Raw genomic sequence first — 25,673 nt, forward strand, 5'->3', positions numbered from 1 at the left:
ACCGGATTCGCCGTCCGCACGTGACCACCGACGGAACCCACCGGGCCGCCCCCGCCCGGCACCGCCGGCGCACCACCACCCCCCACCGAGAGGCACCCCCCCATGACCCACTCGCAGGCCGCGCGGGACATCGACACCAGCAGGCCGCACTCCGCCCGCATGTACGACTACTACCTCGGCGGCAAGGACCACTTCGAGGTCGACAAGCAGGCCGCCGAACGAGTCGCCGAGGCCTACCCCGCCATCTTCGTGTGCGCCCGCGAGAACCGGGCCTTCATGCACCGCGCCACCCGGGTCCTGGCCCGGGAGCACGGCATCCGGCAGTGGCTGGACATCGGCACCGGCATCCCCACCGAGCCCAACCTCCACCAGGTCGCCCAGTCCGTGGTCCCCGACGCCCGGGTCGTCTACGCCGACAACGACCCGCTCGTCCTCAAGTACGCCGAGCGCCTGATGCGCAGCTCGGCCGAGGGCCGCACCACGTACATAGAGGCCGACGTCAACGACCCCGCCTCGCTCCTGAACGCGCCCGAGCTGGCCGAGGTCCTGGACCTCGACCGCCCGGTGGCGCTGTCCCTCAACGCCCTGATGCACTTCGTCACCGACGCCCAGGACCCGTACGGCATCGTGCGCCGCCTGCTGGACGCCCTGCCCTCGGGCAGCGCCCTCGCGCTGAGCCACTGCACGCCCGACTTCGACCCCGCCACCTGGCAGAAGGTCACCGACATCTACACCACGGCCGGAACGCCCGTGCAGTTCCGCTCCCGGGAGGACGTCGCCCGCTTCTTCGACGGCCTGGAGCTGCTCGACCCGGGCATCGCCGTCGGACACCGCTGGCGGCCCGACGCCACCGAGGGCGAGGCCCCGACGGACGCCGAGGTCAGCCTGTGGACCGGGGTCGGCATCAAGCCGTAGGCGCCTGCGCCCGCAGCAGCTCCCGGTACCAGCGGTAGGAGGCCTTCGGGGTCCGCTCCAGGGTCCCGAAGTCGACGTGGACCAGGCCGAAGCGGCGTGCGTAGCCCTCCGCCCACTCGAAGTTGTCGAGCAGGGACCACACGAAGTAGCCGCGCACGTCGACGCCCGCCGCCACCGCCCGGTGCAGCGCCCGGATGTGCCCGTCGAGGTAGGCGATGCGCTCCTGGTCGTCGACGCCCGGGTAGGAGCAGCCGTTCTCGGTGATGACGACGGGCGGGAGCCGGTCGCCGTACCGGTCGCGGAAGCCGGTGAGGAGTTCGGTGAGGCCCTCGGGGACGACGGGCCAGCCGAAGTCGGTGACCGGGTGGCCCTCGATCTCCCGCACGGAGAAGGGCAGTTCGGCGGGCATGGTGACCCCGCCGAACTCGATCTCCGCGCCCTGCGGGGCGCCCACCCGGGTCGGCGCGTAGTAGTTGATCCCGTACCAGTCGAGCGGCTCGGCGATCACCTTCAGGTCGGCCTCGACGTCCCCCGGCATCAGCTCACCGATGCCCTCCGGGTACCGGCCCAGCAGCAGCGGGTCCGCGAACAGGCGGTTCAGCAGCACGTCGTAGAAGTCGGCCGCCTCCACGTCCGCCGCCTCGGTCGACGCCGCCCAGGTCGGCCCGTGCGAGTTGGCGATGCCGATGTCCGTGGCGCCCGAGGCGCGCAGGGCCCGCACGGCCAGGCCGTGGGCGAGCAGCTGGTGGTGGGCGACCGGCAGCGCGTCGAACAGCAGTTGCCGGCCCGGCGCGTGCACGCCCAGGGCGTGGCCCAGCAGGGTGTGCTCGGCGGGCTCGTTGAGGGTGATCCACTTGGTCACGCGGTCGCCGAGGCGCTCGGCGACCCGCGTCACGTACTCGGCGAAGCGCGCCGCCGTGTCCCGCTCCAGCCAGTCCAGGCCGGCCGGCAGGTCCCAGTGGAACAGCGTCGGCACCGGGCGCACGCCCGCCGCGCACAGGTCGTCGACCAGCCGGTCGTAGAAGTCCAGGCCCTTGCCGGAGCGCACCCTCGGCCAGGAGACCGAGAAGCGGTACGCGTTCACGCCCAGGCCGGCCAGGAGCGCCACGTCCTCGCGGTGGCGGTGGTAGTGGTCGCAGGCCACCGCCGCCGTCGAGCCGTCCTTGATCCGCCCCGGCTCGGCCGTGAACGCGTCCCACACGGACGGCTCGCGCTCGTCCGCGGCGCCCTCGATCTGGTGCGCCGAGGTCGACACGCCCCAGAGGAAACCGGCCGGGAAACGGGGGGTCGGGTTGCCTGCGTCAGTCGCCATGCGCTGGATCATCCGTACCGCTGGTAACAGAAGTCAACGGCCGAGCGGGAACCGGCCGTTAGGCTCCCTCCTTCAGCACGCGCGAGATCAGCCGGCGCTGTTCGTCCGTGAGCCGTGGGTCGGCCGCGTACACCGTTTTCCCGTCCACCGTGATCTGGTAGCTGAAGCCGTCCGGGACCCCGACCGGCGGTGTGCTCCGGCCGGCGGCGACGGCCCGCTCGGCCAGGGCGTGCCATTCGGGGGCATCGGGCCGGCCCGAGGTGTCCACCTCGGCGTGCCGCTCGATGCCCGCGAACCCGCCCGTGCGCCTCACCTGAATCCGCATGGCACCTGTCTAGTACGGAACTACAGGGTCCGCACCCCGACCTGCTCCCAGGCCTTCGACACCGCGTCCAGCTCCTCGCCGTCGCCGAACCGCTCCCGCGCCGCCTTGACGGTGAGCGTGGCGAAGTCCACGAACATCGCCTGCTCCTTCAGCTCGCCGCCGGTCAGCACGTCGTACCAGACCTGCCCCGCCCGCTCCCAGGCGTGGCCGCCGAGGGTCGTGGCCGCGAGGTAGAAGGCGTGGTTCGGGATGCCGGAGTTGATGTGGACGCCGCCGTTGTCGCGGCCGGTGCGGACGAAGTCGTCCATGGTCGCGGGCTGCGGGTCCTTGCCGAGGACGTCGTCGTCGTACGCGGTGCCCGGTGCCTTCATGGAGCGCAGCGCCTTGCCAGTCACGCGTGGGGCGAGCAGGCCCGCGCCGATCAGCCAGTCGGCCTCGGCGGCGGTCTGGCCGAGCGTGTACTGCTTGATGAGGGCGCCGAAGACGTCCGACAGGGATTCGTTGAGCGCGCCGGGCTGCCCGAAGTACGTGAGGTTGGCGGTGTACTGCGTGACGCCGTGGGCGAGTTCGTGGCCGATGACGTCGATCGGGATGGTGAAGTCGAGGAAGATCTCGCCGTCCCCGTCGCCGAAGACCATCTGCTCGCCGTTCCAGAAGGCGTTGTTGTAGTCGCGGTCGTAGTGCACGGTCGCGTTCAGCGGCAGGCCGTTCCCGTCGATCGAGTCGCGCCCGTACGCGCGCAGGAACAGCTCGAAGGTGGCGCCGAGGCCCGCGTAGGCGCGGTTGACGGTGGCGTCCTTGCCGGGGGCGTCGCCCTCCCCGCGGACCTTGTGGCCGGGCAGGTCGGTGCCGTGCCGGGCGTCGTGGATGGTGCGCTGCGGTGTGCCGTCGGCGACCGAGGCGACGGCCGTCGCGCCGATGACCGTGGTGAGGCGGCGCTGGGTGCGCTCGTAGGCGTCGCGCTGCAGGGTGCGGCGGGCCGGGCCGGCGAGCGCCGGGTCCTCGGCCTGGGCGAGCTTGTCGAGGACGTGCGGCGGGACGATGGTGCAGAAGACGGGCTCGAAGCCCCCGTGAGTCGTCATGCCCGGCACCCTTGCACTGCGTGACGGGACTGTCACTAGTCGCCACCATGATTGGTGAAATACCGGGACAACGAACCTCACTCTCCGTGGTGGGTGGTATGGCGAAGTGGGATAGCGCACTTTTTGTCCCGTTTGGGTGTCGGGTCCCGCATACTGATACGACCCCACGCGCAGGGAAGAGGCTCGGCTAGCATGCTGCGCATCATGCGTTTCGGGCTGCTTCTCCTTAGCTGCCGCGGCGAGGGCCTGTAGTCGAGGCCGACTCCCTCCCCGCGGAGCTTGGTGCTGCGTCGTCGGCCGTCCTTCCGGACACCCTCTGAGGAGCCCTAAGCATCATGGCGAACCGCCAGCAGCCCAGTTCCATGCCGATCCACAAGTACGGCCGCTACGAGCAGGTCGACATCCCGGACCGCACCTGGCCGGAGAAGCGCATCACCACCGCCCCCCGCTGGCTCTCCACCGACCTGCGCGACGGCAACCAGGCCCTGATCGACCCCATGTCGCCCGCCCGCAAGCGCGCGATGTTCGACCTGCTGGTCAAGATGGGCTACAAGGAGATCGAGGTCGGCTTCCCGGCCTCGGGCCAGACGGACTTCGACTTCGTACGGTCGATCATCGAGGAGCCGGGGGCCATCCCCGACGACGTCACCATCTCCGTACTGACCCAGGCCCGCGAGGACCTGATCGAGCGCACGGTGGAGTCCCTGAAGGGCGCCAAGCGGGCCACCGTCCACCTGTACAACGCCACCGCGCCGGTCTTCCGCCGGGTCGTCTTCCGCGGCTCCAAGGACGACATCAAGCAGATCGCCGTCGACGGCACGCGCCTGGTCATGGAGTACGCGGAGAAGCTGCTGGGTCCGGAGACGGAATTCGGCTACCAGTACTCGCCCGAGATCTTCACCGACACCGAGCTGGACTTCGCGCTGGAGGTCTGCGAGGCGGTCATGGACGTCTGGCAGCCCGGCCCGGGCCGCGAGATCATCCTCAACCTGCCCGCCACCGTCGAGCGCTCCACGCCCTCGACCCACGCCGACCGCTTCGAGTGGATGGGCCGCAACCTCTCCCGCCGCGAGCACGTCTGCCTGTCGGTCCACCCGCACAACGACCGCGGCACCGCCGTCGCCGCCGCCGAGCTGGCGCTGATGGCCGGCGCGGACCGCGTCGAGGGCTGCCTGTTCGGCCAGGGCGAGCGCACCGGCAACGTCGACCTGGTCACCCTGGGCATGAACCTGTTCTCCCAGGGCGTCGACCCGCAGATCGACTTCTCCGACATCGACGAGATCCGTCGCACGTGGGAGTACTGCAACCAGATGGAGGTCCACCCGCGCCACCCCTACGTGGGCGACCTGGTCTACACGTCCTTCTCCGGCTCCCACCAGGACGCCATCAAGAAGGGCTTCGACGCCATGGAGGCCGACGCGAAGGCCAAGGGCGTCACCGTCGACGACATCGAGTGGGCCGTGCCGTACCTGCCCATCGACCCCAAGGACGTCGGCCGCTCCTACGAGGCGGTCATCCGGGTCAACTCGCAGTCCGGCAAGGGCGGTATCGCGTACGTCCTGAAGAACGACCACAAGCTGGACCTGCCGCGCCGGATGCAGATCGAGTTCTCCAAGCTCATCCAGGCGAAGACCGACGCCGAGGGCGGCGAGGTCACGCCGAAGGACATCTGGGCCGTCTTCCAGGACGAGTACCTGCCCAATCCCCAGAACCCCTGGGGCCGGATCCAGGTCAAGAACAACCAGTCGACGACCGACACCGACGGCGTGGACACGCTGACGGTGGAGGCCACGGTCGACGGCCAGGACACCGTCCTCACCGGCTCCGGCAACGGCCCGATCTCCGCCTTCTTCGACGCGCTGCAGTCCATCGGCATCGACGTACGCCTGCTGGACTATCAGGAGCACACGATGAGCGAGGGCGCCTCCGCGCAGGCCGCCTCCTACATCGAATGCGCGATCGACGACAAGGTCCTGTGGGGGATCGGAATCGACGCGAACACGACGCGCGCCTCGCTGAAGGCCGTCGTCTCGGCCGTCAACCGCGCAACGCGCTGACCAGCCTCGCAGGCGGTTTGAGGGCTCCGTCCGCCGATGTCCGGCGGGCGGAGCCCCGTCACATACCGGCCAATTGCTGTGAGGGTCACGGAAAGGTCTCCTCCGGGGTGCTGACTCCTCCTCACAGATGTGGCTAACATCACGCAAGCGCGGCGACGCTGCCGTGCGGCGTGACGGAGGTGCGACGTGCTGCCAGGACGGGGACGAAACGGCCGTGCCGCCAGGCTTTCGCGCATCCTGGGCACCCGTACCGCGTGGACGGCCGCCGGTGACGGGGAGTTCTTCTGCCCCGGCTGCGGCGGCGACCGCAACTACCAGCGGCTGACCGGACAACGCCGCTTCACCCTGCTCGGCCTGCCCGTGCTGCCGCGCGGCGAGACCGGCCCGGTCGTGGAGTGCGCCGCCTGCCGCCGCCACTTCGGCACCGACGTCCTCGACCACCCGACCACCACCCGCTTCTCCGCGATGCTCCGCGACGCCGTGCACACCGTCGCCCTCGCGGTGCTCGCCGCGGGCGGCACCGGATCCCGTACGGCACTGGAGTCCGCCGTCCTCGCCGTGCGCGCGGCCGGCTTCGACGACTGCACCGAGGAGCAGTTGGCCGCCCTCGTCGAGGCGCTGGAGGCCGACACCGGCCGGATCACCGGCGAACCCTGCGGCGCGGGGCTGGCCATAGAGCTCCACGAGGCGCTGGACCCGCTCGCCCCGCACCTCGCCACCGTCGGCCGCGAATCGATCCTGCTCCAGGGCGCCCGCATCGCCCTCGCGGACGGGCCGTACACACCGGCCGAGCGGGACGTCCTCGCGACCGTGGGCGCGGCCCTCACGATCTGCTCCGACGAGGTGACCCGCCTGCTCGCGGCGGCGGCCCGTACCCCGTCGTAGCACCGGCGGTACTCCCCGGGGAGTAATCCGCCGCCCGCACCGCCCCCGGCAGTAACCCCCGGCTCGGTCTCACGCCCGACGTGCCGGTCCCCGTGGGCCGGGAGTCTGGAGTCCGTTCCAGACACCCGACCGGAGGGAGCCGGAGATGGGGGACGTGAGGACCCGTACGGGGCGGCGACGGCGGGCCGTGCCCTGGGCGGTGGTCGGGCTGTGGCTCGCCGCGCTCGTGCTGCTCGGGCCGCTCGCCGGGAAGTTCGCCGACATCCAGCAGAACCGCGCCGTCGACTACCTGCCCGACAGCGCCGACTCCACGCAGGTGGCGCGGATCCAGGACCAGTTGCCCGGAGGCGAGTCGACCGACCTGGTGCTCGTCTACCACCGGGACGGCGGGCTGACCGACGCCGACCGGCGCACGGCCGCCGAGCAGATCGCCGAGGTGCGCGGCGCCCACGAACTGACGAGTGAGCCGCGGGGCGTCCCGTCCGAGGACGGCTCCACCCTGATGTACCCGGTGTCCAGCACCCAGCCGGGCCAGGACGAACAGGCGCGGGACGCCTTCGTCGACGGGGTGCGGGACGTCGCCGAGGGCGGCGGCGGACTGAGCGTCGAGGTCGGCGGGCCCGGGGCGCTGAACACCGACATGAACAAGGTGTTCGGGACGCTCGACGCCACGCTGCTGCTCGCCACCCTGGGCGTCGTCACCGTGCTGCTCGTCCTCATCTACCGCAGCCCGTTCCTGTGGCTGGTCCCGCTCGCCGTCGCGGGCGTCGCCGCCGCCACGGCGATGGCCGCCGGGTACGGACTGCACGAACTGTTCGACATCACCGTCACCGGGCAGAGCGGCGGCGTGATGACCGTGCTGGTCCTCGGCGCCGGCACCGACTACGCGCTGCTGCTCATCGCCCGCTACCGCGAGGAACTGCGGCGCCACGAGCGGCCGTACGACGCCATGCGCACCGCCCTGCGCGGCTGCGGGCCGGCCGTCCTGGCCTCCTCCGGGACCGTCGCCGCCGGGCTGCTGTGCCTGCTCGCCGCCGACCTCAACAGCAGCAGCGGCATGGGCCCGGTCGGCATGGTCGGGGTGCTCGCCGCGCTGATCGCCATGACGACCCTGCTGCCCGCGGTGCTGGTGCTGCTCGGGCGGCGCGTCTTCTGGCCGCTGGTCCCGGCGTTCGGCAGCGAGCCCCAGGCCCGGCGGTCCCTGTTCGCCGCGATGGGCAGCTCGGCGACGCGCCGGCCCGCGACCGTCCTCGTCGGCGGGGCCGTGCTGCTCGGCGCCCTCGCGCTCGGCACGCTCAACCTGTCCGGCAGCCTCAAGCAGGAGGACTCCTTCACGGAGCGGCCCGAGTCGATCACCGCGATGCAGACGCTGGCCCGCGAGTACCCCGAGCGCAGCAGCCGGCCCGTGACGGTCATGGCGCCCGAGGACCGCGCGGACGAGGTACTGGACCGGGCGCGTACGACCGACGGTGTCGCCGAGGCGGTCCCCGGGCGCAGCGGGGCGGGCTGGACCGAGATCGCCGTCTTCACCACCGCGCCGCCGGAGACACCGGCCGAGGCCCGCACCATCGAGGCGCTGCGGGCCGGGCTCGATCCCCGGGGCGCCTATGTCGGCGGGCCCAGCGCCCAGCAGATCGACCTGGCCGAGAGCGAGGCGCGGGACCGGAAGGTGATCGTGCCGCTGGTGCTCGCCGCGGTGTTCGTCATCCTCGTCGGGCTGTTGCGCAGCCTGGTCGCGCCGTTGCTGCTGCTGGCGGCCGTGGTCGCCGTCTGGGGCGCGGCCCTCGGCATCGGGGGGCTGGTCTTCGAGCCGGTGTTCGGCTTCGCCGGGACCGATCCGGGGCTCTGGCTGCTGTCCTTCGTGTTCCTGGTCGCCCTCGGTGTCGACTACGGCATCTTCCTGATGCACCGGATGCGGGAGGAGTCCGTGAAGGGCGCCGAGCCGGAGGCGGCCGCGCTCACCGCGCTGCGGACGACGGGCGGGGTCATCGCCTCCGCGGGCGTGGTGCTCGCCGCGACGTTCGCGGTGCTCACGACGCTGCCGATGGTCGGGCTGGTGGAACTCGGGTTCGTCATCGCGGTGGGGGTGCTGCTGGACACGTTCCTGGTGCGGACGTACCTGGTGACCACGGCGAGCGTGCTGTTGCGGCGGCGGGTGTGGTGGCCGGGACGGCTGTCCCGGGCACCGGAACCGACGGTTCCGTCGAAGGAGCGGCACCCTCTGCCCGCCAACGCCCCCTGACCGACGACGCCCCTCCCCTCCCGGAGGGGCGTCCTCCGCACCCAGGATGAAGCCCGTGCAGTCACCCACCACCACGCAGGCCACCTGGTCGCGGACCGCCGACAAGGTCATGGCCGCGATCAACCGCGACCCCCTGACCGCCCCGAAAGCACTGCGCAACGACGCGCTGCTCGCCGTCTCGGTGGCCTTTGTCGCCGCAGCTCTCGCGCTGTTCGTCGACGACGGCCGCAGGCCCGACGCGCTTGGCTGGGCCTTGCTGCTCGTCTCCCACGTGCCGCTGGTGTGGCGCCGCCGCCGTCCGGTGCTCGTCCTGGTCGCCGTGATCACCTGCGTGTTCCCCTACCACTTCCTCGACTACCCGCACACCGCGGCCACCCAGGCCGCCTACGTCGCCCTGTACACCGTCGCCGTCACCGGCCGGCCGCTGCGCACCGTCCTGGTCGGCATCGGCGTCATCACCCTGGCGGTGGGCGTGCTGCTCACCATCAGCGCGCAGGAGGCGCTGGGACTGCTGAAGGCTTCCGGCTGGGTCGTCGCCGTGCTGTTCTGCGGCGTCGACGTGCGCTTCTACCGGCAGTACGTGGCCTCCATCGTGGAACGCGCCGAACGGGCCGAACGCACCCGGGAGGAGGAGGCCCGGCGACGGGTCGCCGAGGAGCGGCTGCGGATCGCCCGGGACCTGCACGACCTGCTCGCGCACAGCATCACCCTCATCGGCGTGCAGACCTCGGTCGCCGCCCACGTGTTGTCCGCCGACCCCGAGCGCCTGGACCGCGCGACGGTCGCCAAGGCCCTCGACGACATCGCGGAGACCTGCCGCAGCGCCCGCGGCGAACTCCGTACGACGCTGGAGGTGCTGCGCGAGCACGACACCCCGGACACCCGCGGCCCACTGCCCGGCCTCGACGGACTGCACGACCTGGTGGAGGCCGCGCGGCTGGCCGGTGCCCGGGTCGAGCAGACCGTACGGATCCGGCAGGCACCGCCCGCCGTCGGCGCCGCCGCCTACCGCATCGTGCAGGAGGCGCTGACGAACGCCGTACGGCACGCCGGGCCCGAACCGGCCGTCCGCGTCGAACTGGACGAGCACCAGGGCGCCCTGCACCTGAGGGTCAGCGACGACGGCACCGGACCGGCTCCGGGCGGCACGCCCGGCTTCGGGCTCGTCGGAATGCGGGAGCGGGCCCGCAGCGTGGGTGGCACACTCGACGCCGGACCGCGTGCCGGGGGCGGCTTCGAGGTGACGGCGGTCCTGCCGCTGATCACGACGGGGGAGAGAGCCGGATGACGATACGGGTGCTGCTCGCGGACGACCAGACCCTGGTCCGGGAGGCGTTCGCGATGCTGGTGGAGTCGGCCCGGGACATGGAGGTCGTCGGCCAGGCCGCCACCGGCCGGCAGGCCGTGGAGCTGGCCCGCGCCGCACGCGCCGAGCTGGTGGTGATGGACATCCGCATGCCCGACCTCGACGGCATCGAGGCGACCCGGCTCATCGCCGCCGACGAGGACCTCGCGGGCGTGCGGGTCCTGGTCCTCACCACGTACGACACCGACGAGAACATCGTGGCGGCCCTGCGCGCCGGCGCCTCCGGGTTCCTGGTCAAGGACACCAGGCCCGCCGAACTCCTCGACGCCATCCGCACGGTCGCGGCCGGCGAGTCCCTGCTGTCGCCCGGGCCCACGGCACGGCTGATCGAGCGGTTCCTGCGCAGCCCCTCGGCCCCGGCGAGCGGCGGCCCGGAGTGCCTGTCCGACCGTGAGCGGGAGGTGCTCGGGCTGGTCGCGCGCGGCCTCACCAACACGGAGATAGCCGAGGCCCTGGGCCTGAGCCCGCTGACCGCGAAGACCCACGTCAGCCGCATCATGGGCAAGCTGGGGGCGCGGGACCGGGCGCAACTGGTCATCGTGGCGTACGAGTCGGGCATGGTGACGCCGGGGAGCGTCTGAGATCCTCTACGGGACGGGCGTCCGGGAGGCGTACGAGACGATCGAGTTCCGGCGCCTCCCGGCGGACGCGTTCTAGAGCAGCCCGGCCGCGGCCAGGTACTTCCCGACCCGCTCCACCTCGTCCGGCGACAGCGGCACCTGCGGCTCGGCCGTGAGCGGGCAGTCGATCACGCCCCGCAGGTGCAGCGCGGCCTTGAAGGCGCCGATCGCCGAGGAGTTCGGGCCCATGCGGGCCGGGTCGCCCACGGCCACCATGCCGAACAGGGCGCACAGACGTTCCTGTTCGGCCCGGGCCCCCTTCTGGTCCCCGTCGCGGCACAGGCGGTCCAGGCGGACGTAGCCGTGCGGGTCGACGTTGCCGAGGCCGGGCACCGTGCCGTCCGCGCCGATCGCCAGGGCCGCGTCGACGACCAGCTCGGAGCCGGTCAGCACGCTGAAGCCGCTGATGCCCTGGTGGTCCCGGGCGCCGGTGACGACCTGGCGGAAGGCGGCCAGGTCGCCGCTGGAGTCCTTGAGCCCGGCCAGGACGCCGTCGGCGGCCAGCTCCAGGACCACCTCGGCGGGCAGCTTGGTGTGGACGGCGACGGGGAGGTCGTAGGCGATGACCGGGACGGGGCTCGCGGCGGCGACCGCGCGGTAGTGGCGGGCGATCTCCGCCGGGTGGGTGCGGGCGTAGAAGGGGGCGGTGACGACGACCGCGTCCGCGCCCGCCGAGGTCACCGACGCCACGTGGTCCAGGACCCGGGGCGTGGTCATGTCGATCGCCCCGGCCAGTACCGGCAGCCGCCCGCTCACGTGCCCCGTGACCGACTCGACCACCAGCCTGCGCTGCGCGTCCGTCAGAAAGGCCGCCTCCGAGGTCGAGCCGAGGACGAACAGCCCGTGCACCCCGCCGGCCACCAGATGGTCGACGAGCCTGAGCAGCGAGGGGACGTCCACCTCGCGGTCCGGTGTCAGGGGCGTGCAGACGGGCGGGATGACACCGGTCAGCGGGGCGAAAGTCATGGGGCCTCCATCGGGTCGCGGCGGCGGACGAGGTCGCGGGTCGACTCGTCCTCCCGGACAGGATGGTGGCAGCGGAAGCGGTGCGCGGGGGCCGACGCGGCGGAGAAGCCCGGCATCTCGTCCGCGCAGGTCCCGTCGGCCTTCCAGCAGCGGGTGCGGAACGGGCAGCCGCTCGGCGGTCGGGTCGCCGACGGGACGGGACCGACCAGCGGGATCGGGTCGATCGGGTCGAGCAGTCCGGGCGTGGCGGAGAACAGGGCGCGGGTGTACGGGTGCCGGGCGGAGTCGGTGACCAGGGCGGCCGGGGTCTCCTCCACGATCCGGCCCAGGTACATCGTGATCACCCGGTCGCTCATCCGCCGTACCGTCTGGATGTCGTGCGAGACGAACACCAGGGCCAGGCCGAGGCGTTCCTTCAGGTCCAGCAGGAGGTTGAGGATCTGGGCCCGGACCGACACGTCCAGGGCGCTGGTCGGCTCGTCGGCCACGACCAGGTCCGGGTCGAGCGCCAGGGCCCGGGCGATCGCGACGCGCTGCCGCTGCCCGCCGGACAACTGGCCGGGCAGGGCGTCCGCGAGGGCCCGGGGGAGGCCGACCAGGGACATCAACTCCCGGACCCGATCGTCGCGTTGAGCGCGTGTGCCCCGGTCGTGCACGTCCAGCGGGTCCCGCAGGATCTGCCGGACGGTCAGGCGGCGGTTCAGGGCCGTCGACGGGTCCTGGAAGATCATGCCGGTGCTGCTGCCGACGGCCCGGCGGCGCTCGCCGGGCGGCATCGCCCACAGGTCCTGTCCCCGGAAGGACACCGTCCCCCGGGTCGGGCGCTGCACCCCCACCAGGACCTTGGCCAGCGTCGACTTCCCGCAGCCCGACTCGCCGACCACGCCGACGGTCTCGCCGGGCGTGATGGCCAGGTCGGCGCCGGTCAGGGCGTACACCCGGTCGCGGGTGAACACGCCGCCGCTGCGGGCCCTGTGGACGACGTGGGCGTCGGACAGCTCCACCAGGGCGCTCATGACACGGCCTCGGTCTCCGTCGTCGCCGGTCAGGGCACTCATGACACGGCCTCGGTCTCCGTCGTCGCCAGCTCTATGGCCGGGTGGTGGCAGGCCGCCGTGTGGGCCGGCGTACCGGCCGGCACCGGGGCCGTCGTCCGGCAGACTTCGCTCGCCCGGGGACACCGGTCGGCGAAGCGGCAGCCCGCCGGGAAGTCGGCCGGGGACGGCACGACGCCCCTGATCTGCGTCATGCGCTCCTGCCCCGACTCCAGGGAGAGCACGCTGCCGAGCAGGCCGCGCGTGTAGTGGTGGGCCGGGGCCTGGACCAGGTCGGCGGTCACGCCCGTCTCCACGATCTGCCCGCCGTACATCACCACCACCCGGTCGGTGACGTCCGCGATCAGCGCCAGGTCGTGCGAGACGAGGATCAGCGCGAAGCCCAGCTCCTCGCGCAGCCGCAGCAGCAGCTCCATGACCTGCGCCTGCACGGTGACGTCGAGGGCGGTCGTCGGCTCGTCGGCGACGATCAGACTCGGGTCGCGGGACAGGGCCATGGCGATCAGGACGCGCTGGCGCTGCCCGCCGGACAGTTCGTTCGGATAGCTGCGCAGGGTCCGCTCGGGATCGAGGCCGACCAGGGTGAGCAGCTCGGCCGGACTGCGCCGCCCGCCCCGCCGTACGACCTGTTTGAGCTGGGCGCGGATCGTCATCGCCGGGTTCAGGGACGACAGCGCGTCCTGGTAGATCATCGCCATCTCGTGGCCGAGGAGCCTGCGGCGGACGCGCATCGGCTCGGCGAGCAGGTCCCGCTGCCGGAAGCGGACCTGGCCGCGGACGCGCGCCCCCTTCGGCTGGAGTCCCATGATCGCCAGCGCGGTGAGGGACTTGCCGCAGCCGGACTCGCCGACCAGCCCGAGCACCTCGCCGGGGTGCACCTCGAAGCTGACGCCGTCCACGATGTCGACGCCGCCGTGCCGCTCGTCGAAGCCGATGGCGAGGTTCTCCACCGCCAGCACCGGCTGCCCGTCCCGGGGGACGTGCCGGGCCCGGGCCCGCAGCCTGCGGGCCGCCTCCGTCAGGCCGGGCAGCGGTACGACCTCCCCGCTGCCGGGCTCCGGCGCCTCCAGCCGGTCACCCTCGGGAACGTCCACCTCGCGGGCCGACGGGGCCGCCCAGGCGTCGGACACACCCTCGGACAGGATGTTCAGCGACAGCACCGTGACCAGCATCAGCAGCCCGGGGAACACGGTCGCCCACCAGCCCCCGGTCAGCACCATGTTCTTGCCGTCGGCGATGACACTGCCCCAGGACGGGTCGGGCGGCCGCACGCCCGCCCCGATGAAGGACAGCGACGCCTCGAAGACGATCGCCTCGGCGACCTGGACCGTGCAGAACACCAGCACGGGCGCGGCGCAGTTGATCGCGACGTGCTTCAGCACGATGTGCGGGGTCCGGGCGCCGATCACCCGTTCCGCCGTCACATAGTCCTCGCCGTACTGGTCGAGGACGTTCGCCCGCACCACCCGGGCCACCGGCGGGGTGAACAGGAACGCGATCGCGCAGATCAGCACCGTGATCCCGCCGCCGAACACCGCCACCAGCACCGCGGCGAGCGCGATGCCCGGGAACGCCATCACCACGTCCAGGCAGCGCATCAGCGTCTCGTCGACCGCCTTGCGGGAGGTCGCGGCGATCGCCCCGAGCAGGGCGCCGGCCACCAGGGCGAGCCCGGTCGCGCCGAGCCCGATCGCCAGCGACCAGCGCGCCCCGTACATCAGCCGGCTGAGGATGTCCCGGCCGAGGCTGTCCTGGCCCATCCAGTGCCCGGCGGACGGATGCCCGGTGCCGTCGACGGGCGGCTGCTGGTCGAGCGGGTCGTGCGGGGCGAGGAGCGGCGCGAGCAGCGCCATGAGGACGACGACCGCCAGGAAGCAGACGGCGACCTTCGACAGCGGCGGCAGCCGGCGCCAGCCGCGCAGCCGGAGGCCGGGCCGGGACAGCGCCTCGGTGAGGCCCTTGCGGGTCGTCATGCGGGTCATCATGGGGACGCATCCCTCAGTCGCGGGTTGACCAGCAGGTACAGGACGTCGATGACGAGGTTCACGACGACGAACCCGGCCGCCGTGGTCAGCACGACGCCCTGAACGACGGCCGGATCGCCGTTCTTCACGGCGTCGATCATCAACTTGCCCATGCCGGGCAGCGAGAAGATCGTCTCGATGACGACCGCCCCGCCGAGCAGGTAGCCGACGCGCAGTCCGAGCACGGTGAGCGGGTTGATGAGCGCGTTGCGCAGCACGTTCCGCCCGACCACCACGTGCGGCGGCAGCCCGCTCCCGATCGCCGTCCGTACGTAGTCCTTGTCCAGCTCCTCCACCACCGCCGTCCGCACGATCCGGGTCAGCTGCGCCGCCACCGGCAGCGACAGCGCGAAGGCCGGCAGGGTCATGGTCTTCAGCCAGCCGGTGAAGGAGTCGGCCGGGTTGATGTAGCCGCCGGTCGGGAACCAGCCCAGGTCGACCGCCAGGTACTGGATCATCAGCAGCGCCAGCCAGAAGCCGGGAGCGGCGACCCCGGTGAGCGACACGACCCGGATGATCTGGTCGGGCAGCCGGTCCCGGTAGATCGCCGCGGTCACCCCGCCCAGCAGGGACAGCACGACCGCGATGCCGAGGCCGAGGAAGGTCAGCTGGAGGGTGAGCGGCAGCGCGGTGGTGACCTGGTCGATCACCGGCGCCCGGGTCAGCGCGCTGGTGCCCAGGTCGCCGTGGAGCAGGTCGGCGACGAAGGCGGCGTAGCGCACGGGCAGCGGGTCGAGCAGGCCGTGTTCCTCGCGGAAGTCGTGCAGTTGCCGGGGCGTGGGGTTGGCGCCCTGGAAGAACGCGGACGCCGGGTCGACGTCCGAGAACCGCATCACCAGGAACACGAACAGCACGATGCCGAGCATCAGCGGTACGAGCAGGGCGATCCGGCGCAGCAGGATCCGCAGGACGGCCGTCATCCGCTCAGGCCCACTTGGCCTGGAGGAGGTTGATGCCCGGGTACGGCTGGGCCCTTATGCCGCTGAGCCGCTCGGGGTCCCAGGCCGTCATCAGCTCGTTGTGGACGACCGGGTAGAGCACGGCCTGTTCGGCGACGACGTCGATGTAGTCCTGGACCATCGCCTTCTTCTTCTCCGGGTCCGGTTCCCGGGTGGCCCGGTCCATGTCCTTGAAGAGCTGCTTGGCGACCGGGTCGGAGGCCCACCGCGTGTACTGCATCCACAGGTTCTCGGGCCCGTAGTTGTAGTGCATGATCAGGTCGGCGTCGAGGCCGAACTGGTTGGGGTTCGAGGCGGCGGCGACGACCTGGTAGTCCTGCTTCTGGTCCATCTTCGTGAACACGGCCGTGGTCTCCTGCGGGGACAGGGTCGTCCGCACGCCGATCGCGTCCCAGGAGGACTTGATGGTGGGCAGGCAGTCGACGATCCAGCTGACGTTCACCGCCAGGATGTCGATGCTCAGCCCCCTGACCCCGGCCTCCTTCAGCAGCGCCTTCGCCTTGTCGGGGTCGTAGTCGTAGACGGTCTTCGCCCGGCGGTAGGACGGGTTGCTCTCGTCCAGGAAGGAACTCGACGGCTTGCCGTGGCCCTTGAGCGCGACCTCCACCATCTTGTCGGTGTCGATGGCGTAGTGCAGGGCCTGGCGCACGCGTACGTCGTCGAACGGTTTGTGCTGCGTGTTGAACATCAGGAACAGGTTGTTCATCCCGGCCCCGCCGGCGACCGTCAGCCCGCCGCTCTCCAGCTGCCCGATGTTGGCGTACGGGATGTTGTCCGCGATCTGCGCGCCCGCGCTCGACCCCGAGATCTTCGCGACGCGGGGCGCCGCGTCCACGATGGTCAGCCAGTTCATCTTCGCGAAGGCGGGCCTGCGCGGGCCGTTGTAGCCGTCGAACGCCTCGAAGGTGGTGTTCGACTTGGGGTGGTGCGCGGTCTGCCGGTACGGGCCCGAGCCGATCGCCTTGCCCTTGATGGCGTCGTCCCAGGCGCCCGGCCGCGAGAACACGTGCTTCGGCATGATCTTGGCGAGCGTCAGCCGCGACAGCCCGTCGGGGAAGGGGAACTTGAGCACCAGCTCGACGGTCCGCTCGTCGATCTTGCGGACCTCCTTCAGCCAGCTCGCGAAGAAGCCCTTGGCGAGGGTCTGGGTGTCCGGGTCGAGGATCCGGTCGAAGACGAAGACCACGTCGTCGGCGGTCACGGGCTTGCCGTCGTGGAACTTGGCACCGGCCCGCAGCGTGAACTTCCAGGACGTGCCGTCCGGGTCCTTCGGCACCTCGGTCGCCAGGGCCGCGTACGGCTCCCGGGAGATCGGGTCCGTGTCCAGCAGGCCCTCGTAGATGTGGTTGTTGGCGGCCATGCAGAACGCGGACGCCGTCTGGGTGGGGTCCCAGCTGCCGTCGTTGCCGTAGCCGATCACCGCCGTGAGCGTGCGGTTCGCCCCGCTGCCGCCGTCACCGGTGTCGTTCGTGGACTCGGGCCCGGACGAACAGGCCGACAGCGACGCGGAGACGGCGGCGGCCGCGCCCAGCGCGCCGGTGTACTTCAGGAACGACCGGCGGTGCAGCGCCGGCACGTCGTGGGTCACGTCGCGCACGGGTCCTCCAGCGGAGAGGTCTGGCAAGGGGAAGAGCTGAGGAGATACGACGTCCTACGTCCTGCGGTCAGCGCGACCATAGGAGCGCCCGTGGGGGCGGTCAAGGGATCGCACACGAATGGCGTATCTGCCAGAGGTCGGACCAATGGCGTTGTGATTGGCGTGAGTTGACGGCTTATCAGGGCAGCTCGGCCATCGGGTACCGCCAGAGGTGGGACGTGGGACGTCCGGGGCGCGTACGATGCGGCGCATGTCCGAGGAGCCCAGGACCAGCCGGATACAGCGCCAGGTCGTGCAGCTCATCCTCGACCGCAGACTCACCGCCGGCGCGCCGCTGCCCACCGAGGCCGAGCTGATGGAGGCCCTCGGCGTCAGCCGCAACTCCGTCCGCGAGGCCCTCAAGGCCCTCCAGGCCCTCGACATCGTCGAGATCAGACACGGCTACGGCACCTACGTCGGCCGGGCCTCCCTCACCCCGCTCGTCGACGGCCTGACCTTCCGCACCCTGGCCCGGCACGACGACGACACCGCCGCCCTCGCCGAGATCCTCCAGGTCCGCGAGGTACTGGAGGTGGGGCTGATCCGCCGGGTCGCCGCGACGGTCACCGAGGCGGAACTGGACAAGCTGGAGGACGTGGTGGCCCGGATGGAGTCCGCCGCCGATACCGGCGGCGCGGACACCTCGGGCCCGGGCCGTTCCTTCTCCGACCTCGACCGCGAGTTCCACGAGGTCCTGTACGCCTCCCTCGGCAACGACCTCGTCCCGCAGCTCCTCGCCGCCTTCTGGACGGTCTTCCGCCGGGTCTCCGGCGCCCGCGGCCGGCCCGACGACCCGTCCCCCGGGACCACCGCCCGCCGCCACCGCGACATCGTCACGGCGCTGCGCGCCCGCGACGCGGAGGGCGCGCAGCGGGCCATGGCGGTCCACTTCCGGGGCATCGAGGCGCGGGCGGCACAGGGGCCGCGAGGGGTGGGGTGAGCGGGGGCGCGGTTCCGCTTCGGCTGTCGGTGAACCAGGTCGCCCGGGCCGCGAGGACGCGCTGGAATGGGCCTCCGGACGGCCGACGAGAGCGAGGATGCCGACATGGGTGAGCTGTGGAGCGAGCGCGACGCCGGCGTACTGCGGCTGCCCTCCGGCCGGCTGATCCGCGGCCGGGGCCTGCGCCACCCCCTCGACCCGGCCGCCCCCACCCCCTCCTACGGCATCTACCTGCTCGGCAGGCAGCCGCCCGAGGTGCCCTGGGAGTCCGGCTGGATCCGCTGGCCCGACTTCCGGCTCCCGACGGACCGGGCGGCCGCCCGCACGGCCCTGCTGGTGGCGTGGGAGCGGGCCGCCGGGGAGCGCGTGGAGATCGCCTGCGGGGGCGGCCGCGGCCGCACGGGCACGGCCCTGGCCTGCCTCGCGGTCCTGGACGGCGTCCCCGGCGAGGAGGCGGTGGCGTACGTCCGCCGGCACTACGACCGGCACGCGGTGGAAACGCCCTGGCAGCGGCGGTACGTACGCCGGTTCGCCGAGGGCTGAGCCCTCCTTCGGCACGGCACCTCATACCTTGGTCGCGCCGCCGTAGACCGACGGCCGACAGCGGACCCGGCGCCCGCCCCGCCACAGTGAGGAGCATGGCAGAGACCAAGGGCAACAAGCAGGCGACGGGGATCAGCCGGGCGCGGTTCCTGGCCGGGGCGGCCGCGGCGGGGGTCGCGGGGGCGGTGGGAACGGCGGGACAGGCCCGGGCGGCACAAGCCCGGCCCAGCGGCGGAGGGCTGCGCAGGCGGGGCGTCGTCTACACGGTCGGAGCGGGGGAGACGCCGGGCACCGCGTGGAGCGCCCGCCGGATGCGGGCCGATGTGCGGGCCATCCGCGACGACCTGCACGCCGACACCGTCGACGTCACGGGAGACGGCGTCGAGCGGCTCACCGCCACCGCCGCCGAGGCCGCCGAACGCGGGCTGCACGTCTGGCTGCAGCCCACCCTCGGGGACGCCCCGCAGCGGGACATCCTGGAGCACCTCGCCGAGACCGGCCGGTTCGCGGAGCGGCTGCGGCGGCAGGGCGCGAGTGTCGACCTCAGCGTCGGCTGCGAGTTCTGGCTGTTCGTCCCCGGCATCCTGCCGGGCGAGACGGTCCTGGAGCGCATCCGGAACCTCCAGAACGGCACGGTCGACTGGCCGCGGACGATGCGCCGCCTCGCCGACTTCACCGCGAAGGCCGCGAGGACCGGCCGCTCCGTCTTCCGGGGCAACCTGAGCTATGCCGCCGCCCAGAGCATCGACGACCCGGACTGGTCCCTCTTCGACATCGTCGGCATCGACTACTACTCGTACTTCGCGCAGCGGTCCGACTACGTCCGCGAGCTGAAGCGGTACCTGCGCTGGGGCAAGCCGCTCGCCATCACCGAGTTCGGCACGTGCGCCTACGTCGGCGCCCCCGAGACCGGCGGCATGGGCTGGGACGTCGTCGACTACGACAAGGAGCCGCCGGAGATCAAGGGCGACCTCGTGCGCAGTGAGCGCGTCCAGGCCGAGTACGTGGGCGAACTGCTCGACGTCTTCACCTCGATGGGCCTGTACGCGGCGATGACCTTCGAGTTCCTCAGCGCGGACGCCCCGCACCGCCCGGACGAGCCCCGCCTCGACCTCGACATGGCGACGTACGCCATCACGAAGGCCGTCAAGGACCGCCCGGACGACCCCGCCTCCGGCTGGCACTGGGAGCCGAAGGAGGCGTTCCACGCGGTGGCCCGCCGGTACGGGGCGGCGGGCCACCGCTGACGTCACGCGCAGTACCGGTCGGATCCGGGCCGCTGCCCGGTGGCCAGGAAGCGGGAGACGGTCCGGTCGCCGCAGGCGTTGCCGTTGGCGAGGTAGGCGTCGTGGCCGGTGGAGTTCACGGTGACCATGACGGCCCGCCGACCGAGGGCCTGACGGAGTTTCAGGGCGCCGCTGAGCGGGGTGGCGACATCCCGCTCGTTCTGCACGAGCAGGATGTTCGACGGCCCCTCGTCGGTGACCCGGACGGCCGGCTCCTTCGGCGCGAACGGCCAGGCGGCGCACACCATCGGCCCGCGCGGCATGCCCGCGGTCAGCGGGTACGTCGCCCGGCTCTCGTCGACGTCCTTCTGGTAGGCGGCGGCGGAGTCGGGCCAGTCGACGTCGTTGCAGATCGTGCCGACGCCGACCGCGGCCACGTTCTGCAGCACCGACTCGGGCGGGGACTCGGGCGCGGGCGGCACGGTGCCCTTGCGGGCCGCCAGGATCGCCTTCGCCAGGACCGGGTAGTCGTCGGGGTCGTAGAGGCTGGTCAGCATGGTCTGGCGGAGTGCGTTGCCGTCGAGCCGCGGCGGGTTCGCGCCGGGCCAGGGGAGGGGCTCGCGGTCCAGGCGGGCGGCCAGGCTCAGGAAGCCGGAGCGGACCTCGGCGGGCGTACGGGCCACCCGGTGCGGATTGCCGGGCTGCGACGCCCACCGTGCGAACTCGGGGAAGTTGTCCTCGACGCCCCTCTCGAAGGCGGCGAGCCAGCCCCGGGTGACGCGGGTGGGGTCCGGGTCGTCGTTGCTGTCCAGCACGATGCGGTCGGTGCGGTGCGGGAACAGCTGGCTGTAGACGGCGCCGACGTACGTGCCGTACGAGACACCCCAGGCGGAGATCTTCCGCTCGCCGAGGGCGGCCCGGACGCGGTCGAGGTCACGGGCCTCGTTGGCGGTGCTGATGTGCCGGATCAGCTCCCCGCCGTTGCGGGCGCAGGCCTCGGCCGTACGCCGCGCCGTGGCCATGTTCCCGGCGACGGAGCCGTCCGTGTCGGGCCAGGGCAGGAGCTTGGTCGTGCCGAGGTCGGCGGGGTCGAGCTCGCAGTCGACGGCGGTGGAGGGCGCCATGCCGCGCGGCGCGAACCCGACGAGGTCGTAGGCGTCCCGCACCTGCTGCGGCAGCTTCTGCCCCTTGCCGGACGGGTCGTGGAGGCTGTCGCCGCCGGGGCCGCCCGGTATGAGCAACAGCGTGCCCCGGCGGGCCGAGGGCTTCTCGGCGGGGATGCGCGAGACGGCGATGCGGATCGTCCGGCCGTCGGGGTCGGAGTAGTCCATGGGGACGTCCACGGTGGCGCACCGCTGTCTGGGGTCGAGGCCGCTGCCTTCGCAGTCGGTCCAGGCCGGTGAGGGCGGCCCGGCGGCCGGGGGCTGGTCCGCGGACGCGGTGAGCGGGACGGCGAGCCCGAGCAGGACGGCGGAGGCCGCGAGCAGTGAGGCATTGCGCGTGATCTGCTTCATGCCCCGAGCCTGACGGCTCCCCGCCCCGCTCCACATCCGGGCAACTGCCGGATGTTCCAGGGGGTTTACCCCCTACTGGATGAAGTAGCTGTCGTGCCGCACCTGGAACTCCCGGAGTTCTTCCCCGCCGCGCTGCGCGAACTCGGCGACCCGCTCGAAGTACTCCTCGCGCGGGGCGCCCGGCGAGAACAGCATCAGCATGGAGACGGGGTCGTCGCTGTCGTTCCGGAACGCGTGCAGTCCGCCGACCGGCACGTACAGGAAGTCGCCCTGCCGCCCGGTGACCCAGCGCTCGCCGTCGTACAGCTCGATCTCGCCGGACAGCACGTAGAAGGACTCGGAAATGCTCCGGTGGAAGTGCGTCTTCGCACCCGGCGCCTTCGGCCCCATGTCCACCTTGTACAGCCCGAACTCCCCTCCCGTGGAGGCGTGGCTCGCGAGGTAGTGGGTGGTGGTGCCGCCCGGCGAGACGATGTCGGGCGGTGTGTCGGCGGACCTGAACACGGCGTTGATCTCACCGTTCTCGCCCAGGTAACGCGGCTCCGGGTACGACATGGGATCCCTTTCGTGAGGCGCTACGGGGACTCTCCCACGCCGCGTGCCGCCCGGTCATCGGCCGCTGGACGGAGGACGAGGGCGGGCCGGCGGACTAGGGCCTGGCCCTCGGGTGTCTCAGCATGAAGACGTCGACCGGGTCCTGGCTCTCGACCGTGAAGCCGTGGCGGGCGTACAGGCGTTGGGCCGGGCTGCCCTGCAGGACGTTCAGGCGGACAACTGCGCCGGCGGCGTCCGTCCCGCTCAGCAGGGTGCGCAGGACGGCCGAGCCCAGGCCCCGGCCGTGCAGGTCCGGGGCGAGGTAGAAGTGCTCCAGCCAGTGGCCGTCCTCGGCGGGGCGCAGGGCGACGCTGCCCGCGAAGGCGCCGCCGGCCAGGACGACCGACGTGTGCCGCGGCGAGAAGCCGTCGCGAAAACGCTGCCGGACCCGGTGCTCGTCGAAACGGCCCAGCCGCTCCAGATCCGGGCGCATCACCACCGCCCGCAGTTCCGCAATCGCCTCCACGTCGGCCGGTTCCGCCGGGCGCAAGGACCATTCCGGTTCCGGGCGCCGGCCGGGCCGGGTCTTCTTCGCCGCTATACCCGCATCCATGGCCTGATTGTGGCCCATCGGCTTCCTGCGCACCGGCCGGGAAAAAACCGCAGGCAGAACTCACAGGAACCGTTGGCCATTGCCGAACCTCTTTGTGCCGCGCCGCAGTTGTAGGGGCACAGACCCTTCCCGAGTGTAGACGCGGAGCGTCACCAAGGGGATGCGAAGAGTGAAATTCCAAAAGGAAGGGGAGCACGGTGGAGGCACGACACTCGGCGCTCTGCGTCGAAGAAGCGGAGGATGCGGTGAAAGAATTGCGGGCAGAACTCGCCAAGGCCGGAATTATCCTGCCGTCACTGGGGCTCGACCCGGTGAGTCTTGCGCGGGAAGCACCCTGCCCGCTCGTGGAATTGGGCCGGTGCACCGTGGAGACCGCCCGGCGGCTCGCGGCGGTGCTGCGATGAAGCCCCCGGTCGGCGCGTACGTCGTGGACACCCGCAGCGGACGCCTCGGCATCGTCATGGGGCATGAGGGGCCCTATGTGCAGCTGAGGCCGTACGGGGGCGGCAAGGAGTGGGACGCCGACCCCGGTGCCGTCCGGCACGCCACCCCGGCCGAGCGGCTGCGCGCGGCGACCGCGTACGCCAACGCACGCAGTCGAGGGGAGGTTCCTTGACCCACCTCGCGGTCCGGGGGGCCTCCGCGTAGGCGAGAATGGCCGCATGAGTCTGTTCCGCGACGACGGCATCGTGCTGCGCACCCAGAAGCTGGGTGAGGCGGACCGGATCATCACGCTGCTCACACGCGGTCACGGCCGGGTACGTGCGGTGGCCCGGGGCGTGCGCCGGACGAAGTCGAAGTTCGGTGCGCGCCTCGAACCCTTCTCCCACGTCGACGTGCAGTTCTTCGCCAAGGGGAGCGAGCTGGTCGGCCGCGGCCTGCCGCTGTGCACACAGAGCGAGACCATCGCCCCGTACGGCGGCGGCATCGTCAGCGACTACGCGCGGTACACCGCCGGCACCGCCATGCTGGAGACCGCCGAGCGGTTCACCGACCACGAGGGGGAGCCGGCCGTGCAGCAGTACCTGCTGCTCGTGGGCGGGCTGCGGACCCTCGCACGGGGGGAGCACGCGCCGCACCTCGTGCTCGACGCGTTCCTGCTGCGGTCCCTCGCCGTCAACGGCTACGCCCCGAGCTTCACCGACTGCGCGAAGTGCGGAATGCCCGGGCCCAACCGCTTCTTCTCGGTCGCCTCGGGCGGTTCCGTCTGCGTGGACTGCCGGGTGCCCGGCAGCGTCGTACCCTCGCCCCAGGCCCTGGAACTCCTCGGCGCACTGCTTACGGGAGACTGGGAGACCGCGGACGCGTGCGAGCCGCGCTACGTCCGGGAGGGCAGCGGGCTGGTGTCCGCCTATCTGCACTGGCACATGGAGCGCGGGCTGCGCTCCCTGCGCTACGTCGAGAAGTAAGACAAGCAAGCACGAGGAGACGAGAAACACATGGCCGTACGCGGGATCCTGGGCCGGCAGCGCCGGGAGTACAGGACGCCGGAGCCGCACCCGTCCGGCGCGCGGCCGCCGAAGCTCCCCGGGGAGCTCGTACCGCAGCATGTGGCGATCGTCATGGACGGCAACGGCCGCTGGGCCAAGGAGCGCGGCCTGCCCCGCACCGAGGGGCACAAGGTCGGCGCCGAGCGCGTCCTGGACGTGCTGCAGGGCGCCATCGAGATGGGCGTGGGCGCCATCTCCCTGTACGCCTTCTCCACCGAGAACTGGAAGCGGTCGCCGGAAGAGGTGCGCTTCCTGATGAACTTCAACCGCGACTTCATCCGCAAGACCCGGGACCAGCTCGACGAGCTGGGCGTGCGGGTGCGCTGGGTGGGGCGGATGCCGAAGCTGTGGCGGTCCGTCGCCAAGGAGCTCCAGATCGCCCAGGAGCAGACCAAGGGCAACGACCGGCTGACCCTGTACTTCTGCATGAACTACGGCGGCCGGGCCGAGATCGCGGACGCGGCCAAGGCGCTCGCGGAGGACGTGAAGAGCGGCAAGCTCGACCCGTCGAAGGTCAACGAGAAGACCTTCGCGAAGTACATGTACTACCCGGACATGCCGGACGTGGACCTGTTCCTGCGCCCGAGCGGCGAGCAGCGCACCTCGAACTATCTGCTCTGGCAGAGCGCCTACGCCGAGATGGTCTTCCAGGACGTGCTGTGGCCGGACTTCGACCGGCGTGACCTGTGGCGCGCCTGCCTGGAGTTCGCCTCCCGCGACCGCCGCTTCGGCGGCGCCATCCCGAACGAGGAACTGCTGGCCATGGAGGGCAGGCAGGAGTAGCGGCGCTTCACAGGCCGGGGCGGCGCGGTTCCCTCAGGGGCGCGGGGCTGCATCGATATGCGGCTCCGCCGCGCGGGCGCGCCCGGCCACCACGGGCCCGCAGCCGACGGCCGGGCCTCGCCCACGCGGCGCCCAACGGCTCAACCGCCGATGGCAGCCGCGCACTCCGCGCACGTGCCGAAGATCTCCACCGTGTGGGCCACGTTGACGTAGCCGTGCTCGGCGGCGATGGCCTCGGCCCACTTCTCCACGGCCGGGCCCTCCACCTCGACGGCCTTGCCGCAGTTGCGGCACACGAGGTGGTGGTGATGGTCGTCGGTGGAGCAGCGGCGGTAGACGGACTCGCCGTCGGCGGTGCGCAGGACGTCGACCTCGCCGGCGTCGGCGAGGGACTGCAGGGTGCGGTAGACCGTGGTGAGCCCGACCGAGTCGCCCTTGTGCTTGAGCATGTCGTGCAGTTCCTGCGCGCTGCGGAACTCGTCGACCTCCTGCAGGGCCGCCGCCACGGCGGCACGCTGCTTGGTGGCGCGGCCCTTCACGGACGGTCCAGCGGTCGTCACCGTTGCCTCCTCACGTCTGCCTTGCC

Annotated in this window: 25 protein-coding genes; 13 read left to right on the top strand and 12 right to left on the bottom strand. The window is 72.0% G+C overall.

Annotation, left to right across the window (positions count from 1 at the left end):
• The first annotated feature begins 102 nt into the window (after nt 1-102).
• Entirely contained in the window at nt 103-915 is an 813-nt protein-coding gene (locus tag ABZ386_RS00570; protein WP_351346329.1) for an SAM-dependent methyltransferase, read from the top strand.
• Here the strand turns inward: ABZ386_RS00570 and ABZ386_RS00575 are convergent.
• Genes ABZ386_RS00575 through ABZ386_RS00585 form a run of 3 tightly spaced genes read right to left on the bottom strand, consistent with a single transcriptional unit; the run spans nt 905 to nt 3,634 of the window.
• A complete protein-coding gene (locus tag ABZ386_RS00575) occupies nt 905-2,239 on the bottom strand; it encodes a GH1 family beta-glucosidase (RefSeq protein ID WP_358962732.1) in 1,335 nt (444 codons plus the stop codon). The two genes, ABZ386_RS00570 and ABZ386_RS00575, sit on opposite strands and share 11 nt — an antisense overlap.
• A 46-nt stretch (nt 2,240-2,285) precedes the next feature.
• Complete coding sequence (locus ABZ386_RS00580; protein ID WP_114252327.1) at nt 2,286-2,552, bottom strand: protealysin inhibitor emfourin; 267 nt, start codon at nt 2,550-2,552, stop codon at nt 2,286-2,288.
• Nucleotides 2,553-2,572: 20 nt separating this feature from the next.
• The gene (locus ABZ386_RS00585) at nt 2,573-3,634 is read right to left on the bottom strand and encodes a M4 family metallopeptidase (protein WP_351346257.1); all 1,062 of its coding nucleotides are present in this window, start codon (nt 3,632-3,634) and stop codon (nt 2,573-2,575) included.
• A gap of 335 nt (nt 3,635-3,969) precedes the next feature.
• On the opposite strand from ABZ386_RS00585, the gene leuA reads away from it, so the two are divergent.
• From leuA to ABZ386_RS00610, 5 genes are all read left to right on the top strand, one after another.
• A complete protein-coding gene (gene leuA, locus ABZ386_RS00590; protein WP_351346259.1) occupies nt 3,970-5,691 on the top strand; it encodes a 2-isopropylmalate synthase in 1,722 nt (573 codons plus the stop codon).
• Between the two features lie 186 nt (nt 5,692-5,877).
• The gene (locus tag ABZ386_RS00595; RefSeq protein ID WP_114252322.1) at nt 5,878-6,576 is read left to right on the top strand and encodes a TerB family tellurite resistance protein; all 699 of its coding nucleotides are present in this window, start codon (nt 5,878-5,880) and stop codon (nt 6,574-6,576) included.
• 145 nt (nt 6,577-6,721) lie between these two features.
• Complete coding sequence (locus tag ABZ386_RS00600) at nt 6,722-8,818, top strand: MMPL family transporter (RefSeq protein WP_358962735.1); 2,097 nt, start codon at nt 6,722-6,724, stop codon at nt 8,816-8,818.
• 109 nt (nt 8,819-8,927) lie between these two features.
• Complete coding sequence (locus ABZ386_RS00605) at nt 8,928-10,106, top strand: histidine kinase (protein WP_356617399.1); 1,179 nt, start codon at nt 8,928-8,930, stop codon at nt 10,104-10,106.
• Nucleotides 10,103-10,765 carry a response regulator transcription factor gene (locus ABZ386_RS00610; protein WP_351346265.1) on the top strand — a complete coding sequence of 221 codons (663 nt, stop codon included), beginning with the start codon at nt 10,103-10,105 and terminating at the stop codon, nt 10,763-10,765. The genes ABZ386_RS00605 and ABZ386_RS00610 overlap by 4 nt, the downstream gene beginning before the upstream one ends.
• A gap of 72 nt (nt 10,766-10,837) precedes the next feature.
• Here ABZ386_RS00610 and ABZ386_RS00615 read toward each other — a convergent pair whose 3' ends face one another.
• Genes ABZ386_RS00615 through ABZ386_RS00635 form a run of 5 tightly spaced genes read right to left on the bottom strand, consistent with a single transcriptional unit; the run spans nt 10,838 to nt 17,405 of the window.
• Nucleotides 10,838-11,770 carry a dihydrodipicolinate synthase family protein gene (locus ABZ386_RS00615; protein WP_355712908.1) on the bottom strand — a complete coding sequence of 311 codons (933 nt, stop codon included), beginning with the start codon at nt 11,768-11,770 and terminating at the stop codon, nt 10,838-10,840.
• The gene (locus ABZ386_RS00620; RefSeq protein ID WP_355712981.1) at nt 11,767-12,786 is read right to left on the bottom strand and encodes an ABC transporter ATP-binding protein; all 1,020 of its coding nucleotides are present in this window, start codon (nt 12,784-12,786) and stop codon (nt 11,767-11,769) included. The genes ABZ386_RS00615 and ABZ386_RS00620 overlap by 4 nt, the downstream gene beginning before the upstream one ends.
• 38 nt (nt 12,787-12,824) lie before the next feature.
• Nucleotides 12,825-14,798 (bottom strand): dipeptide/oligopeptide/nickel ABC transporter permease/ATP-binding protein, encoded by a 1,974-nt coding sequence (locus ABZ386_RS00625; RefSeq protein ID WP_355712905.1) that lies wholly within the window; start codon nt 14,796-14,798, stop codon nt 12,825-12,827.
• A gap of 8 nt (nt 14,799-14,806) precedes the next feature.
• Nucleotides 14,807-15,769 (bottom strand): ABC transporter permease, encoded by a 963-nt coding sequence (locus tag ABZ386_RS00630; protein WP_355712902.1) that lies wholly within the window; start codon nt 15,767-15,769, stop codon nt 14,807-14,809.
• Between the two features lie 4 nt (nt 15,770-15,773).
• Nucleotides 15,774-17,405 carry an ABC transporter substrate-binding protein gene (locus ABZ386_RS00635; protein ID WP_358962738.1) on the bottom strand — a complete coding sequence of 544 codons (1,632 nt, stop codon included), beginning with the start codon at nt 17,403-17,405 and terminating at the stop codon, nt 15,774-15,776.
• Between the two features lie 241 nt (nt 17,406-17,646).
• On the opposite strand from ABZ386_RS00635, the gene ABZ386_RS00640 reads away from it, so the two are divergent.
• From ABZ386_RS00640 to ABZ386_RS00650, 3 genes are all read left to right on the top strand, one after another.
• Nucleotides 17,647-18,384: a FadR/GntR family transcriptional regulator gene (locus tag ABZ386_RS00640; protein ID WP_351346275.1), complete on the top strand. Its 738-nt coding sequence runs from the start codon at nt 17,647-17,649 to the stop codon at nt 18,382-18,384.
• A 105-nt stretch (nt 18,385-18,489) separates the two neighbouring features.
• Complete coding sequence (locus ABZ386_RS00645; RefSeq protein ID WP_356669181.1) at nt 18,490-18,927, top strand: protein phosphatase; 438 nt, start codon at nt 18,490-18,492, stop codon at nt 18,925-18,927.
• A gap of 95 nt (nt 18,928-19,022) precedes the next feature.
• Nucleotides 19,023-20,174: an abortive phage infection protein gene (locus ABZ386_RS00650; RefSeq protein ID WP_358962740.1), complete on the top strand. Its 1,152-nt coding sequence runs from the start codon at nt 19,023-19,025 to the stop codon at nt 20,172-20,174.
• Nucleotides 20,175-20,176: 2 nt separating this feature from the next.
• On the opposite strand, the gene ABZ386_RS00655 is transcribed toward ABZ386_RS00650, so the two are convergent.
• The 3 genes from ABZ386_RS00655 to ABZ386_RS00665 all read right to left on the bottom strand — a co-directional run bounded on the left by ABZ386_RS00655 (nt 20,177) and on the right by ABZ386_RS00665 (nt 22,814).
• Nucleotides 20,177-21,667: an alpha/beta hydrolase gene (locus ABZ386_RS00655; RefSeq protein ID WP_358962742.1), complete on the bottom strand. Its 1,491-nt coding sequence runs from the start codon at nt 21,665-21,667 to the stop codon at nt 20,177-20,179.
• Between the two features lie 72 nt (nt 21,668-21,739).
• Nucleotides 21,740-22,222: a cupin domain-containing protein gene (locus ABZ386_RS00660; RefSeq protein WP_351346281.1), complete on the bottom strand. Its 483-nt coding sequence runs from the start codon at nt 22,220-22,222 to the stop codon at nt 21,740-21,742.
• A gap of 94 nt (nt 22,223-22,316) precedes the next feature.
• The gene (locus ABZ386_RS00665) at nt 22,317-22,814 is read right to left on the bottom strand and encodes a GNAT family N-acetyltransferase (RefSeq protein ID WP_351346283.1); all 498 of its coding nucleotides are present in this window, start codon (nt 22,812-22,814) and stop codon (nt 22,317-22,319) included.
• A gap of 197 nt (nt 22,815-23,011) precedes the next feature.
• On the opposite strand from ABZ386_RS00665, the gene ABZ386_RS00670 reads away from it, so the two are divergent.
• Genes ABZ386_RS00670 through ABZ386_RS00685 form a run of 4 tightly spaced genes read left to right on the top strand, consistent with a single transcriptional unit; the run spans nt 23,012 to nt 25,087 of the window.
• Nucleotides 23,012-23,218, top strand: a complete 207-nt coding sequence (locus tag ABZ386_RS00670; protein ID WP_114252301.1) for a hypothetical protein — start codon at nt 23,012-23,014, stop codon at nt 23,216-23,218.
• Nucleotides 23,215-23,430, top strand: a complete 216-nt coding sequence (locus tag ABZ386_RS00675; RefSeq protein ID WP_031111682.1) for a hypothetical protein — start codon at nt 23,215-23,217, stop codon at nt 23,428-23,430. The genes ABZ386_RS00670 and ABZ386_RS00675 overlap by 4 nt, the downstream gene beginning before the upstream one ends.
• Before the next feature lie 46 nt (nt 23,431-23,476).
• Nucleotides 23,477-24,223: a DNA repair protein RecO gene (gene recO / locus ABZ386_RS00680; RefSeq protein WP_351346286.1), complete on the top strand. Its 747-nt coding sequence runs from the start codon at nt 23,477-23,479 to the stop codon at nt 24,221-24,223.
• A 30-nt stretch (nt 24,224-24,253) separates the two neighbouring features.
• Nucleotides 24,254-25,087 (top strand): isoprenyl transferase, encoded by an 834-nt coding sequence (locus ABZ386_RS00685; RefSeq protein WP_351346288.1) that lies wholly within the window; start codon nt 24,254-24,256, stop codon nt 25,085-25,087.
• Nucleotides 25,088-25,227: 140 nt separating this feature from the next.
• On the opposite strand, the gene ABZ386_RS00690 is transcribed toward ABZ386_RS00685, so the two are convergent.
• The gene (locus ABZ386_RS00690; protein ID WP_358962744.1) at nt 25,228-25,647 is read right to left on the bottom strand and encodes a transcriptional repressor; all 420 of its coding nucleotides are present in this window, start codon (nt 25,645-25,647) and stop codon (nt 25,228-25,230) included.
• Nucleotides 25,648-25,673 lie beyond the last annotated feature (26 nt).

The sequence above is a fragment of the Streptomyces sp. NPDC006140 genome, assembly GCF_040628815.1.
Lineage (GTDB): Bacteria > Actinomycetota > Actinomycetes > Streptomycetales > Streptomycetaceae > Streptomyces.